Annotated in this window: 13 protein-coding genes; 5 read left to right on the top strand and 8 right to left on the bottom strand. The window is 58.1% G+C overall.

What is annotated here, in order from left to right; genetic code table 11:
* Nucleotides 1-138 precede the first annotated feature (138 nt).
* Nucleotides 139-1152 carry a hypothetical protein gene (locus I9188_RS00065; protein ID WP_209503240.1) on the top strand — a complete coding sequence of 338 codons (1014 nt, stop codon included), beginning with the start codon at nt 139-141 and terminating at the stop codon, nt 1150-1152.
* A gap of 6 nt (nt 1153-1158) precedes the next feature.
* Here I9188_RS00065 and upp read toward each other — a convergent pair whose 3' ends face one another.
* From upp to I9188_RS00030, 7 genes are all read right to left on the bottom strand, one after another.
* Nucleotides 1159-1791: a uracil phosphoribosyltransferase gene (gene upp, locus I9188_RS00060; protein WP_209503238.1), complete on the bottom strand. Its 633-nt coding sequence runs from the start codon at nt 1789-1791 to the stop codon at nt 1159-1161.
* Complete coding sequence (locus tag I9188_RS00055; protein WP_209503236.1) at nt 1788-2774, bottom strand: adenosine deaminase; 987 nt, start codon at nt 2772-2774, stop codon at nt 1788-1790. The genes upp and I9188_RS00055 overlap by 4 nt, the downstream gene beginning before the upstream one ends.
* Nucleotides 2771-3982 (bottom strand): phosphopentomutase, encoded by a 1212-nt coding sequence (locus I9188_RS00050; protein WP_209503234.1) that lies wholly within the window; start codon nt 3980-3982, stop codon nt 2771-2773. Before I9188_RS00050 ends, I9188_RS00055 begins: the two co-directional genes overlap by 4 nt.
* Nucleotides 3979-5286, bottom strand: coding sequence for a thymidine phosphorylase (locus I9188_RS00045; RefSeq protein ID WP_209503232.1), 1308 nt, complete (start codon nt 5284-5286; stop codon nt 3979-3981). Before I9188_RS00045 ends, I9188_RS00050 begins: the two co-directional genes overlap by 4 nt.
* A gap of 4 nt (nt 5287-5290) precedes the next feature.
* Nucleotides 5291-5683: a cytidine deaminase gene (locus I9188_RS00040; protein ID WP_209503230.1), complete on the bottom strand. Its 393-nt coding sequence runs from the start codon at nt 5681-5683 to the stop codon at nt 5291-5293.
* A gap of 91 nt (nt 5684-5774) precedes the next feature.
* Nucleotides 5775-6878 carry a cupin domain-containing protein gene (locus I9188_RS00035; protein ID WP_245220388.1) on the bottom strand — a complete coding sequence of 368 codons (1104 nt, stop codon included), beginning with the start codon at nt 6876-6878 and terminating at the stop codon, nt 5775-5777.
* Between the two features lie 36 nt (nt 6879-6914).
* Entirely contained in the window at nt 6915-7055 is a 141-nt protein-coding gene (locus I9188_RS00030; protein ID WP_209503228.1) for a hypothetical protein, read from the bottom strand.
* Nucleotides 7056-7305: 250 nt separating this feature from the next.
* Between I9188_RS00030 and I9188_RS00025 the strand changes: the two genes are divergently transcribed.
* From I9188_RS00025 to I9188_RS00010, 4 genes are all read left to right on the top strand, one after another.
* On the top strand, nt 7306-9579 hold the full coding sequence (locus I9188_RS00025; RefSeq protein WP_209503226.1) for an NADP-dependent malic enzyme: 2274 nt from the start codon (nt 7306-7308) through the stop codon (nt 9577-9579).
* Nucleotides 9580-9623: 44 nt separating this feature from the next.
* The gene (locus tag I9188_RS00020; protein ID WP_209503223.1) at nt 9624-10013 is read left to right on the top strand and encodes a GFA family protein; all 390 of its coding nucleotides are present in this window, start codon (nt 9624-9626) and stop codon (nt 10011-10013) included.
* Nucleotides 10014-10245: 232 nt separating this feature from the next.
* Nucleotides 10246-12135 carry a propionate-CoA ligase PrpE gene (gene prpE, locus I9188_RS00015; RefSeq protein WP_209503221.1) on the top strand — a complete coding sequence of 630 codons (1890 nt, stop codon included), beginning with the start codon at nt 10246-10248 and terminating at the stop codon, nt 12133-12135.
* Between the two features lie 88 nt (nt 12136-12223).
* The gene (locus I9188_RS00010; RefSeq protein ID WP_209503219.1) at nt 12224-13660 is read left to right on the top strand and encodes an amidase family protein; all 1437 of its coding nucleotides are present in this window, start codon (nt 12224-12226) and stop codon (nt 13658-13660) included.
* Between the two features lie 239 nt (nt 13661-13899).
* Here the strand turns inward: I9188_RS00010 and I9188_RS00005 are convergent, their stop codons facing one another.
* Nucleotides 13900-14706 carry an NAD kinase gene (locus I9188_RS00005; protein WP_209503217.1) on the bottom strand — a complete coding sequence of 269 codons (807 nt, stop codon included), beginning with the start codon at nt 14704-14706 and terminating at the stop codon, nt 13900-13902.
* Nucleotides 14707-14929 lie beyond the last annotated feature (223 nt).

The following is a 14929-nucleotide window of genomic DNA, read 5'->3' as shown; positions in this document are numbered from 1 at the left end:
CCTGATTGCGATGGTGGGCCGACTGTTTCGATCCATTCGGGTATCCAGCACAATTCACAACGACTGCGCAACAGGTTTGCGCCCTGCGATTTCACCATGCTAAGCTGCAACAAAACAAATTCGAGCAGACCAACCCAGATGACGGCCCTGAAACAGTACCAGCGGATCGAAGCCACCGGTCTGTGGCGCCCCTCGCCCGATGAACAGCGGCGCGAGGTTGTTGTGTCTATCGGCGAAGCCACCCTAACCATTTCTGATTTCAATGACAGGGCGCTAACACATTGGTCGCTGGCGGCACTTGAACGCCAGAACCCCGGTTCCTTTCCGGCCATATTCAACCCGGACGGTGACCCGGATGAAACGCTTGAGCTGGCGGAATCCGAAACCACGATGCTTGAAGCGATCGATCGATTGCAGCGCGCTATTGATCGGTCCCGCCCCCACCCGGGGCGTTTGCGCTGGCTGAGTGTCGGAGGCGTCGTGGCCGCTGTGCTGGCCCTGTTGCTGTTCTGGCTGCCCGGTGCGCTGCAAAACCATGTTGTCTCGGTCGTGCCCCAGGTCAAGCGGCAGGAGATCGGCGATATGATCCTGCATCGGATCGAGCGTGTTTCGGGCCAGGCCTGTACGTCGCGGGATGCACGGGATTCATTGGAACAGCTGGCCCGGCGCACTGGCGTACGGCAGATCATCATTCTGCCAGCAGGCGTTCAAGACAGCCTCAGCTTGCCTGGCGGCACTGTCCTGCTCAGCCGTGCTTTGGTCGAGGATTACGAAGACCCTGCTGTCGCAGCGGGTTATGTGATTGCAGAACGGGCGCGGGCCGCGCATAAGGATCCGCTTGATGACCTGCTGGACAGAACCGGCGCGACCTCTGCCTTCAGGCTGCTGACAACCGGCGGACTGACGCCCGAGATTATCGACACATATACCGAGCAGGTCCTGTCACAGCCCCGTCCGGCCATTTCTGACGACGACGTGCTGGCGATGTTCTCGCAAAGCGCGCTTCCCTCAACCCCCTACGCCTATGCCCGTGATGTGACCGGCGAAACGGTTCTTGGCCTGATCGAAGCGGATCCGATGGCGGGAAGGGCGCTGGAACAGGTGCTGCCGGACCGCGACTGGGTCCGGCTACAGAATATTTGCGGCGAATAAACCGGGTTACTTGGTTCCGAACATCCGGTCGCCGGCATCCCCCAGACCGGGCATGATGTAACCTTTCGCGTTCAACTCGCGGTCCAGCGCTGCCGTGACGATACGCACGTCAGGGTGTGCTTCTTTCATCCGCGCCACACCTTCGGGTGCCGCCAATAGGCACAGAAAGCGAATATCCGTCGCCCCGGCCTGTTTCAACAGGTCAATGGCCGCGGCCGAGCTGTTACCAGTCGCCAGCATCGGATCCACCGCAATGACCAAACGGTCCTTCAGGCTTTCGGGGGCCTTGAAATAATACTGAACAGGTTTCAGCGTTTCTTCGTCGCGATACAGGCCCACAAAACCGACGCGTGCTGAAGGCACAAGTTCCAGCACCCCGTCCAACATCCCGTTTCCGGCGCGCAGGATTGACACCAGCGCCATTTTTTTACCTGCCAGTATGGGGGCGTCCATTTCTTCCATCGGCGTTTCGATATTGCGCGTGGTCAGGGGAATGTCGCGCGTGACCTCGTAGGCCAGAAGCAATGTGATCTCGCGCAGCAATTGCCGGAACCCGGCGGTCGAGGTGCCCTTGTCCCGCATGAGCGTCAGCTTGTGTTGCACCAGCGGGTGATCGACGACGGTCAGGTGTTCGCTCATGTGTTCTCCAATCTTTTCTTGACCCGCGCGCGGGTGTCATCATCACAGAAGGCCGCGTTCAGGGCCGTCTCATTCAATGCCGCAAAATCCCCGGCCTCCCAGCCGAAAGCCGCGTTCAACATCTCATATTCCCGCCGCATGGTCGTGTGAAAAAACGGAGGATCGTCGGTGGAAATCGTAACCTTTACGCCCGCATCGCGCAGTTTCGCGATGGGGTGGGCAGCAAAATCCGGGAAAAGGCCCAGAACCACATTCGAACCCGGACACACTTCAAGCGTGATATCCCGGTCAACCAGTTCACGAACAAGATCAAGGTCTTCGATGGCGCGGACACCGTGCCCGATACGCTCAACCCCCAGATCGCGCACAGCGTCGCGCACACTGTCGGGACCGCCAAACTCACCCGCATGCGTGGTCAGGCGAAGCCCGGCTTCGCGAGCACAATCGAAAGACCATTTGAAGTCACCCTGCGTGCCAATGGATTCGTTGCCGCCCATGCCAAAACCGGTGATCCAGTTTCCGGCGGTCTCGGCCGCACAATGGGCACTCCGCCTGGCTTGTTCGGGGCCAAAATGGCGGACACAGGTAACGACACCGCGCAAGGTGATATCGAATTTACGCTCGGCTTCGTCTGCCGCATCCTGAATGGCATTCAGATAATCCCGCCACGCATGCAGGTCGCCACCGCCGCAAAAATCAGGGCTGAGAAAGGTCTCGGAATAAACCACGCCATTTTCAGCGCTTTCCTCAAGAATGGCCAATGTCAACCGCCGGAAGTCTTCGGGCGTTTTCAGAACTTCGCAGGCGGCTTCGTACACGCTCAGAAAATGCGCGAAATCACGAAAATCATAAGATCCGTCCGGTTTGAAGATACCGCTCAGGTCAACGCGTTTTTCATGCGCAAGCTGACGGATAAAGGCCGGAGGTGCCGCGCCTTCGTGGTGAAGATGCAGTTCGATTTTAGGCAGGTCTGCGACGCTCATAAAAAATTCCTTCCCGGCCCTTGCGCCGGAATGTTCAGATGATGGGCAATGCTGGCCGCAATATCGGCAAAATCCACTTGCCCGATCTGTCCCGCACCCTGCCCCGCAATCAGAACCGGTACCTGTTCACGTGTGTGATCCGTTCCAGTCCAGCTTGGGTCATTGCCATGATCAGCTGTTAACAGCAACAGATCGCCTGGGTGCAGCTTCTTCAGAATATCCCCGATCTCGCGGTCGAACCATTCCAACGCTCGGGCATAGCCGCTAATGTCGCGGCGATGCCCATAAAGGCTGTCAAATTCGACAAAGTTGGCGAAGGTCAGACTGCCCTCTTCCGCCTCGTCCACAAGATCAGACAGGTGCTGCATCAGCTGGGCATCCGACCCTTTGCGCAGCGTGTCGATCCCCTGCATCGAGAAGATGTCGCCGATCTTGCCCACTGCATGAACCCGTCGCCCTGCATCCTGCACCCAGTTGGTCAGCATCGGTGCCGGGGGCAGAATGGCGAAATCCTTACGGTTGGTTGTTCTTTCGAACCCCGTCTCAGGCGTTCCGACAAAGGGGCGCGCGATGACACGCCCCACTTTCATCTTGTGCAATCGCGGAGCAAGCGCGCGGCACATGTCCAGCAACCGTTCCAGCCCAAAGCTTTCCTCATGCGCCGCGATCTGAAACACGCTGTCAGCGGATGTATAGCAGATCGGCCAGCCGGTGCGCATATGCTCAGCGCCCAGCTCGGCAATGATCGCTGTCCCCGATGCGTGGCAGTCACCAAGAATGCCTTCGGTCCCGGCAGCTTCGGCTGCCGCGCGGCTCAGTTCTGTCGGAAAGGCCGGAACCGTGTTGGGAAAGTAATGCCAATCCCAGGGCACCGGCAGGCCCGCCAGTTCCCAGTGGCCCGAGGGCGTGTCCTTACCCGGCGAATGCTCACGCGCGCAGCCCCATAGTCCAGCAGGTTCTGCATCGAGGCCCGGAGTGGCCTCTCCAGACGCCAGCCGCACAGCTGCGCCCAAACCCAGCGCGTCCAGGTTGGGCAGGTGCAACGGGCCGGTGCGCCCCTCTTCTGCACGGCCTTCCGCACAGGCTTGGGCTATATGGGCCAGCGTGTTTGCCCCGGTATCCGGGACATCACCGTTGAAAAACTGATCTGCGTCGGGTGCCCCACCTATTCCAACGGAATCCATAACCACAAAGAATGCACGGCTCATACGCTGATCCTTTCGTGGATCAGATCGGGAAGCTTTGGAACTGTATTGCTGATCGTCATCGCGCTCAGCACAGTGTCCGCTGCGCGCCGTGCGGCGTCTTCCCGTGCGGCGTGGACCACGGCAATGGGTGAACCTTTGGACACACGATCGCCCAGCCTGAGGATGTTGGATACTCCTACTGCCGGATCGATCTCATCGCTTTCGACCTGGCGGCCGCCACCCAGTGAGACGACCGCAAGGCCCAGCGCCTCCCCGTCGATGTAGGAGATGTAACCGTCTTTGGGGGCAGGAACCTCCTGAATAACGCTCGCCTCAGGCAGGAAACGGGTCCAGGTATCGACAAATTTCACAGGGCCACCAACCGCTGCTATCATGCGGCCAAACCGTTCCGCGGCGCGACCGTCACGGATGATCCTGGCGATCTGCTCGCGCCCCTCCTCGACCGAATTGCACATGCCAGAATCAGACAGCAGGACGCCGCCCAACTCGGCAGAAATGTCCACCAGTGGCGAAGCGTCAGGACCGGTCAGAACCTTCATCACTTCCGCGACCTCCAGTGCATTGCCTAGCGCCGGGGCCAAAGGCTGGTTCATGTCCGTGATCACCGCCGAAGTCCGGCACCCGGCTGCGTTCGCTGTCTCGGTCAATGCTGTGGCCAGCTTACGGGCATCCTCAATTGTTTTCATAAAGGCACCGCTGCCGACCTTGACGTCAAGAACCAACGCATCCGGGCTGGCCGCCAGCTTTTTGGACAGGATCGACGCTGTGATCAAATCCAGACTTTCGACTGTTGCCGTTACATCCCGCACTGCATAAAGCCGCTTGTCCGCCGGTGCAATCTGGCCCGTCGCGCCAACGATGGCCGCGCCCGTTTCGCGCAATATCTGCGCAAGTCGGTCCTGACTGATCTGAGTGCTGACCCCCGGAATCGCCTCGAGCTTGTCCAATGTTCCACCCGTGTGACCCAGACCCCGACCCGAGATCATCGGCACATACGCACCGCATTCCGCCAGCACCGGAGCCAGCACAAGGCTGACACAGTCCCCGACCCCACCGGTCGAGTGCTTGTCGATCACCGGCCCGTCCACATCCCAACTGAGAACATCGCCGCTATCGCGCATCGCAATCGTCAAGTCCGCACGCCCCTGAGGGCCCAGCCCGCCCATACAGACGGCCATGGCAAACGCCCCGGCCTGCGCATCGCTGACGCTGCCGTCTGCCAACCCTCGCGCGAACCAGATCAGCTCGTCGCTGCCTGGAACTTCGTGCCTGCGCAGTTTGGCTATGATTGAACGGGCGTCCATGCGTTCAGACATCCTCCATGTGCGACGCGTCAAACGCACCCGGCAGCAAATCTCCGATGGTTGTCTCAAACTCCGCACCATCGACGGTTGCCAGAGTGACCTTTACATCGCGCTTGCCAAACTCGGCCAGCTTCTGACGGCACCCACCGCAAGGCGGCACAGGCTGAGGGCTGAAGGCAACCACGTAGACTTCGGTCAGTTCCTGCTCGCCCGCGGCCACCATTGCGGCAATTGCCCCTGCTTCCGCGCAGGTGCCCTCGGGATAGGCCACATTCTCGACGTTGCACCCGGAAAAGACATGACCCGAAGAAGACCGAAGCGCTGCGCCAACTTTGAAGTTCGAATATGGCGCGTAGGCGTTTTCCCGGACAGACAAGGCAGCGTCTTTCAGCGACATGGCGATTCCTCATTTTTGATCATCTGGTCAGAAATTTGCACGCTAACGTATTAAGGCGGGAAATTTGAAGCCCCCGACCCATGTTTTTCGCTTAACCCAGCGTTGTGTTGAAGGTACCGGGTAAGGTGACTTCCAACAATTCGATATTGTCTGTTGGGTCGGACAGCCGTGTGCGCATCCCAGGAGGGATGACAAAAGCATCCCCTTGCTCCAGCCGGTAGGGCTCACGCCCCTCTCCTTCCAAGGTGACCTCGCCGCCCATCACAAAGGTAAAGTGAATGTCGGTGTCATGGCTGGCCCATTCCGGATCCCCCGACCCTTTGCGCACAACCTGCACCCCAGCAACGCCCTTGGTGTTCTCGGCAATCGTGGTGTCGCGGCAGATGTACCCCGGCAGACGGAAGGGCATCCACTCGGCGTTCTTGGCCTGATTGTAGACGAAACGCTGACCCTGCCATTCGCGGTCCGGGCGGATGTGCGGAGTGGGAAGTGTCATGTCATGGTCGATTTCCGTGACATGCTCAGCCGGCACACCGATCTCGATAACCTGAACATTATCAGAAGCTTCGAGAACACGGTGCCGGATTTCCGGTGGTTGAATAAAGCAGTCCCCCGCTGTCAGACGCATTTTCTCGCCCTGATCCTCATAGACCACATCCACCCAGCCATGGATGCAAAAGATCAGCTGAAACCCGACCTTGTGAAAATGCACCATGTCCGGAACCGGCCCACCATCGGGAATGCGGATATGGCTGGCGATAATCGACCCACCCAACCGATCCGGCACCAGATCGCGATAGTGCATCCCGGCCCGACCGATGATCCAGGGGGCCTGATCCTTGAGCCTGCGCACTACAAAGGAATGCACGGTCTCTGGCATCACCAGTGGCGGATTTCGTTCTTCGATTTCGATCCGGGTGCCATTTGGGGCCACCAGAACGCGTTCACTACCCGCGAAATCAGACGGATTATCCGTCAGAATACGCAAAGTTCCAGGGCTTTCCGGTGCGTCTTTTTCAATGCGCAACCGCACACCATGCCCCGAAAACACCGCGACGCGCGGATCGTCAGCGGGATAAATCATGTCCATCTTCATCCCCAGTTTCTTCGTGTAAAAGGGGATGTCGTCGCGAATTTCCCGTGTGGGCAGGCGAATCTCAGCGTGCGTTCGCGCCAGATCGGATGTCTCGGTCATCATTATTCTCTTCGAATTGCAACTTTGGCCATCCGATCAGAACAGACGCCAAAGGCCAACCGAAAAGAACATCCCCGACATTTCTTCAACGGCAAAGATTCGCAGTTCAATGATCACGGGTAACACTCCGCCGATCAGCGCGGTGAATTCGACCAATACCTGGGTGACAACAACCACCCAGCACTGCTGCAACCAACATCCAACCTACTGATCCCTCATTCGTTACCAGCCGGTTCATCAGTTCTGAATGTCACGACAACCTTGCCAGAGTAATCTTGGTCGTCGCAATGTGAAAAGGTGAGAATGAACTCAGACAATATCAATCCGGTTTCACGGTTGCGACATCACGGCAGAGTTACGCAGCGTAGCCAAGTCCAAATAAATAGTTTAAGGCTAAATCAAATTATCAATGGGAGCTGAATCGCCGATGTCTGACACCCCCAGCCTGCGACAAGCTGCGCTCGAATATCATGAATTTCCCAAACCCGGGAAGCTTGAGATCAAGGCTACCAAACCGATGGCCAACGGTCGCGATCTGGCCCGCGCCTATTCGCCCGGCGTGGCCGAGGCCAGCCTTGAAATCAAGGCCGATGCAGCCAATGCCGAGCGGTATACAGCGCGCGGCAACCTTGTTGCTGTGGTGTCAAACGGCACCGCCGTGCTTGGCCTGGGGAATATCGGGGCACTCGCGTCGAAGCCGGTTATGGAAGGCAAGGCCGTTCTGTTCAAGAAGTTTGCGGGCATCGACTGTTTCGATATCGAGGTCGATCAGCCCGATCCCGAAAAGCTGGCGGATATCGTCTGTGCCCTTGAACCGACATTTGGCGCCATTAACCTGGAAGACATCAAGGCCCCCGATTGCTTCATCGTCGAGAAACTCTGCCGTGAACGCATGAACATTCCGGTTTTCCATGATGACCAGCACGGAACCGCCATTGTGGTCGGGGCTGCGGCCAAGAATGCGCTACATGTGGCGGGTAAGTCCTTTGCGGATATCAAGGTCGTGTCGACCGGTGGCGGGGCTGCCGGGATTGCGTGCCTGACCATGCTGGTCAAGCTGGGCGTGAAGCGTGAAAACATATGGCTGTGCGACATTCACGGGCTTGTCTACGAAGGGCGGGCCGAGGACATGAACCCGCACAAGTCACAGTTCGAGCAGAAGTCGGACTTGCGGACGCTGGACGATGTGATCGGTGGGGCCGACCTGTTTTTGGGTCTCAGCGGCCCAAATGTTCTGAAGCCTGATATGGTCCGGAAAATGGCCAGCCGCCCGATCATCTTCGCCCTGGCCAACCCGACGCCGGAAATTCTGCCAGAGGACGCGCGCGCAGTTGCACCAGACGCAATCATCGCCACGGGTCGCAGCGACTTTCCTAATCAGGTCAACAACGTATTGTGCTTTCCGTTTATCTTCAGGGGTGCATTGGACGTCGGCGCGACCGAGATCAACGACGCGATGCAGATTGCCTGCGTGGATGGCATCGCTGAAATGGCGCGCGCGACCACAAGCGCCGAGGCCGCGGCTGCCTATAAGGGCGAGCAACTGACCTTTGGCCCAGAATACCTGATTCCAAAACCATTTGACCCGCGTCTTGTGGGCGTGGTGTCATCGGCGGTCGCCAAGGCCGCCATGGAAAGCAGTGTTGCAAAACGCCCTATTGAGGACCTTGAATCCTATAAGGAAAAGCTCAACCAGACTGTCTTCAAATCTGCCCTTCTGATGCGTCCTGTGTTCGAGGCTGCGGCCGTCGCGTCCCGTCGCATCGTTTTTGCCGAGGGTGAAGATGAAAGGGTTTTGAGAGCCGCGCAGGCCATTCTTGAAGAGACGACGGAAACGCCAATTCTGATTGGGCGACCCGATGTGATCGAAACCCGATGTGAAAAGCTGGGGCTGACCATTCGTCCGGGCAAGGACTGTCAGATCGTTAACCCGGAGAATGACCCGCGCTATTACGATTACTGGACTTCCTACCACCAGATCATGCAGCGCCGCGGTGTGACACCGGATCTGGCCAAGGCGATCATGCGCACAAATACAACCGCCATCGGCGCGATCATGGTGTATCGGGGCGAGGCCGACAGCATGATCTGCGGCACGTTCGGCGAATATCGCTGGCATCTGAACTATGTTGAGCAGGTGCTTGACGAGGGCAACCTGCGCCCGCACGGCGCGTTGTCGCTGATGATTTTGGAAGACGGCCCCCTGTTCATCGCCGACACGCATGTCCGGCAATTGCCGTCGCCGGAAGAACTGGCAGAAACCACCATTGGTGCTGCGCGACATGTTCGCCGGTTCGGGATCGAGCCCAAGATCGCCTTTTGTTCGCAGTCGCAATTCGGCAATCAGGCTGAAGGATCAGGCAAACGGCTACGGGCGGCGCTGGAAATCCTTGATCGGCAGCCGCGCGATTTTGTCTACGAAGGCGAAATGAATCTGGATGCGGCGTTGGATGCAGACCTGCGGGCGCGTATCTTCCCGGCGTCGCGGTTGGAAGGAGCGGCCAACGTTCTGATATTCGCCCACGCAGATGCGGCCAGTGGCGTACGCAATATTCTGAAGATGAAGGCGGACGGAATTGAAGTTGGCCCGATCCTGATGGGCATGGGCAACAAGGCCCATATTGTTACTCCATCCATCACCGCGCGCGGTCTGCTTAACATGGCGGCGATTGCAGGAACACCCGTGGCGCATTACGGTTAACCGGGGGCGGCCTTGCTGGTGCCCCTGCCAACAGGGGGGAGCGCATGAAAGGACATTGCCACTGCAACGCCGTGCATTGGGAAAGCGATGCCCAAGCCGCGTGGAGCTGTTATTGCCACTGTTCAGATTGCAGGCGAAACTGCGCCGCGCCGGTCACGGCTTTTTTCGGGCTGCCGCATGAAGCAGTCAGATGGTTGGGTCAGGCACCAAAGATCTATCGTTCATCCGAAGGGGTCGAGCGTCTGTTTTGTGGCAATTGCGGAACCCAGATGGCCTATCGCACAGCGCGCGACAAGGTGAACATACATCTTTACACTGCAACGCTGGCCAACCCGGGAACCCTGCCGCCACAGTTTCACGTGTTCCACGCCGACCACCTGCCCTGGCTGAACCTTGAGGACAAGCTGCCACGATACGCCAAAACGGCTGGTTGAGATGATTCCCGAAGGGGCGTAGGATTTGCATGCAAAAGTTTGCAATTTTGCAAAACTTCCCACTGCGGCGACGAAAACTCTGCTAGGCCTGTGATTTTGCAAAAATTTGCAAGACATATTTCGCTGATCTGCAAATTTTTTTGCGATAAACTGACGCGTCGTCATGCGTCGCGCTTGCCCGGATGTTTTCTGCGACCTAACACAATGTCCAAGCCGTTGTGAGGAGGACGAGATGGCGTATCAGGACGTTTATGACAGCTGGAAGACTGACCCCGAAGCGTTCTGGATGAACGCTGCAAATGGGATCGATTGGGTCAAGGCCCCCAGCAAGGCACTGTTCGACGACAATGCGCCCTTGTACGAATGGTTCAGCGATGCGCGGGTCAATACCTGTTGGAATGCCGTAGACCGTCATGTGGAAAACGGGCGCGGTGAACAAACCGCCATCATCTATGACAGCCCCATCACCCACACCAAGCGCGAGATATCCTATGTCGAGCTTCGCAACCGCGTGGCCACTCTGGCCGGCGCGCTGCGGGCAAAGGGTGTCGAGAAAGGTGACCGTGTCATCATCTACATGCCGATGATCCCCGAAGCGCTTGAGGCGATGCTGGCCTGTGCCCGCTTGGGCGCCGTGCATTCGGTCGTGTTCGGCGGGTTTGCCAGCAACGAGCTGGCTGTGCGCATCGACGATGCCAAACCCAAAGCAATCATCGCCGCGTCCTGCGGGATGGAACCTGGCCGCGTGGTACACTATAAGCCCCTGCTTGACGGTGCGATCGAACTGGCAAACCACAAGCCTGATTTTTGTGTGATCTTCCAGCGGGAACAAGAAGTTGCTCAGTTGATCGAAGGGCGCGACTTCAACTGGCATGGCTTCCAATACGGTGTCGAACCGGCTGAATGCGTACCGGTCGACGGCAATGACCCGGCTTATATCCTGTACACCTCTGGCACTACGGGTGCACCCAAAGGGGTCGTGCGCCCCACTGCCGGACACCTTGTGGCACTGAACTGGACGATGAAGAATATCTATAACGTCGATCCGGGTGACGTGTTCTGGGCAGCGTCCGATGTGGGCTGGGTCGTGGGGCACTCCTATATCTGCTACGCACCCCTGATCCACGGAAACACCACAATTGTGTTCGAGGGCAAGCCAGTCGGCACCCCGGACGCGGGCACCTTCTGGCGCGTGATCTCGGAACATAAGGTCAAGAGCTTCTTCACCGCACCTACGGCCATCCGCGCCGTCAAACGAGAAGACCCCAAAGGCGAACTGATCGCCAAATACGATCTGTCTCATCTACGGGCCCTCTATCTGGCAGGTGAACGCGCCGACCCTGACACAATTATCTGGGCACAAAATGCGCTGAAGGTTCCGGTTATCGACCATTGGTGGCAAACCGAAACAGGCTGGGCCATAGCCGGAAACCCGCTGGGTATCGAAGAGCTTCCGGTCAAGCTGGGCTCGCCCGCAAAACCGATGCCGGGTTATGACGTGCAAATTCTGGATGAAGGCGGTCACCCGATGAAGGCCGGTGAACTGGGTGCCATCGCGGTTAAATTGCCCCTGCCCCCAGGCACCTTGCCAACACTGTGGAATGCCGAGGCACGGTTCAAGAAGTCTTATCTTGAACACTTCCCCGGATATTACGAAACCGGCGATGCCGGGATGATTGACGAAGACGGGTACCTCTACATCATGGCGCGCACCGATGACGTCATCAACGTTGCCGGCCATCGCTTGTCGACGGGTGGGATGGAAGAAGTGCTGGCCGCCCACCCCGATGTGGCTGAATGCGCGGTGATCGGAGTTTCGGACCAGCTGAAGGGGCAGATGCCGGTTGGCTTCCTGTGCCTGAATGCTGGTGCCACACGGGAACATGGCGATGTGGTTCAGGAAGTCGTCAAAATGGTTCGGGAAAAAATCGGACCGGTGGCCGCCTTCAAACTGGCTGTTGTTGTCGACAGGTTACCCAAGACCCGCTCCGGTAAAATCCTGCGCGGCACGATGGTCTCGATTGCAGACGGTCAGGACTATAAAATGCCTGCAACGATTGACGACCCGGCCATCCTCGATGAAATAAAGGAAGCATTGCAGACAATTGGTTACGCCAAGTAACCATCGGGCGGCACAGGCCGCCCATACCATGTCCGCCCTTGCAACCTGAATCTGGGCCCCTACTGTCGCTGTAAGACAGTGAGGGCCCATGACACATACCGATATCTGGCGTCTCAGCGCCACAGAGCTGACCACCCTGACCCGACGCGGCGATCTGAGCGCGACCGAGGCGGTACAGGCCTCGATTGATCGCATGGACGCGGTGAACCCCGCGCTGAACGCGGTCGTCGAAGATTTGCACACCGAAGCCCTAGAGCGCGCGCAGTCGCTTGATGCTGCACGTGGGCGTGGTCAGCCGACCGGCCCGCTGCATGGTGTACCGGTAACAATCAAGGTGAATGTCGATCAGAAAGGTCACGCTACCACCAACGGTGTCATTGCGCTGAAGGATGTGATTGCACCGGATGACGCGCCGGTGGTCAGCAATTTGCAAAAAGCGGGGGCCATTGTGATCGGGCGAACGAATACGCCCGAGTTTTCCTTCAGGGCCGACACCGACAACCCCCTGCATGGGCGCACATTCAACCCGTGGGGACGGCACATTTCACCCGGAGGATCATCCGGTGGCGCTGCTGCCGCCGTGATGGCAGGTGTCGGTGCGCTGGCCCATGGCAACGATATTGGCGGCAGCCTGCGCTTTCCGGCAGCCGCCATCGGTGCCGTGACGGTCAAACCGGGTTTGGGGCGCGTTCCCGCGTGGAACCCAAGTCAGAAGGCCGAACGCGGATTGCTGGCGCAATCAATGTCGGTTCAGGGCCTGATCACCCGCTCGGCTGCGGATCTGCACCTGTCCATGCCCAGCCTGATCGCCACCGATGCGCGGGATCCGTTCCACGTACCAATGCCCTGGCGCGGCGAGCGTTTTGACCAGCCAATCAAAGTGGCATTCACCAAGAATACCTTCGGCTATGCGCTGCACCCCGAGGTTGAAAAAGCCCTCGACACTGCGCGCGATGCACTGGTCGATGCAGGGTACGACGTTGAAGAGGTCGATCCACCCGATGTCTTTGAATGTGGCCGGATCGGGTATCGGACCTTGATGGGCGAAGTGCTGACCCTGATGAAATCAGACATTGAAGCCGCTGGGTCCAGAACCATCCGCGACATCTTTGACGTCTACTTTCGGGAGTTCCCGCCCATCGTTGAAACAGAATTGGTTCGGATGCTGGCCAAGCGCAGCCATTATGCACGCGAATGGTCCCTGTTTATGCAGGACTACCCGCTGGTTTTGTCCCCTTTCCTGCCACAGCCATTTTTCAAACCTGACCGGGACACCGAAGGCGCGGAAGGCGTGCATGATGTTTTGGGATGCGCTGTCTATTCCTATGCGATGAACTTTCTGGGACTGCCTGCAGCTTGTGTTCCGTCGCGGCTGGCCACCCTTCCCAAAGGACCTCAACCTATCAACGTACAGATCGCGGCACAGCGCTGGCGCGAGGATCTGGCCGTGGATGCCGCCGCCGCGATAGAAGCCCGCGTCGGACAGATGTGTTTCCCGCTTTGGGATCACATGCAGCAAAAATAGACCCCGGGTCATTGTGCCCGGGGTCCAGCTGCTAAAATAAGCCCGGATTTCTGATGACGAGCGTAGCACCACCCACCCTCGCCAGCGCAAAATCTGCGCAACCATTCGAAAACACCGTTCAGGTGGCCACTCACTCCCACCTTGGCGTGTTCTCCGGGCAAGTTCACATTAGCCAATCGTTAAGGGAATTCCTGTGAACTGCTTCACATAGACTTGAGAAAATTCGGGGATGGCCAATTTTACGTGAATTGTTCTGATATTAGACGTTCTTCCAACCCATGGCCGGGGTCGAAAAGGATACGGTGCGCAATGGTTGGTTCCGACCTGATCTCGACCCAGTCGATATCCGGGAAAGAAACGGAATCAGCAGCCACAATGACCGGTCGCTTGTCTGCTTCGACCACATCGAACCTGACTTTCGCCATTTTCGGCAACAAGGCACCACGCCACCGCCGTGGGCGAAACGCCGCGATGGGTGTCAGAGCAAGAACGTCAGCGCCAATCGGAACAATCGGCCCATGCGCGGAATAGTTATAGGCGGTCGATCCCGCGGGCGTGGCAAGTAGTGCCCCGTCACAGACCAGTTCTGCCATGCGTACCCGGCCGTCTACGCTGATCTTGAGCCTTGCTGCCTGAGGGCCGGCGCGCAGCAATGACACTTCATTGATCGCCAACGCTTGGTGCAGTTTTCCTGATTGGTCCATCGCCTGCATGGCCAACGGGTTGATAACCTCTTCCTCGGCATCCTCCAGCCGCGCCATCAGATCGTCTTCGTGATACTCATTCATCAGAAAGCCGATCGTGCCGCGATTCATCCCGTAAACCGGAGTATCGAGATGCTGCACATTGTACAAAGTGTGCAACATGAAGCCGTCGCCGCCCAATGCAACCACAACATCTGCGTCCCGAGGTGCCACATTTCCATATTTGGCCACCAGGATGTCACGCGCTGTTTGCGCCACTTTGACCTCGCTGGCGAGAAAGGCGATTCTCTTTTTCATGTTTTGTGGTTTCCGGTGTTGCACATTTGGTTCCGAAACAAACATACCTTTCCCCAATAGGCCAGTCTTGACGCCGCAGTTGGCCAAATCGTCGCTTTAAGCCTTTTGTGCGTGTGACGTTTCCGATAGGAAATCCGCAAGATTTTACCCAGCCATGTGGAGCGCCCATGAACGCCAATCTTCGTGACACCGGATTTTTCACCCAGTCCTTGTCGGACCGCGACCCTGAGCTTTTTGGCTCGATCCGGTCTGAGCTGGGTCGTCAGCG

Origin of the sequence: Ruegeria sp. HKCCSA071 (genome assembly GCF_017872555.1) — a bacterium.
GTDB lineage: Bacteria > Pseudomonadota > Alphaproteobacteria > Rhodobacterales > Rhodobacteraceae > Ruegeria.
Note: the sequence above shows the minus strand (reverse complement) of the source record. Positions and strands in the feature narration are given on the sequence as shown.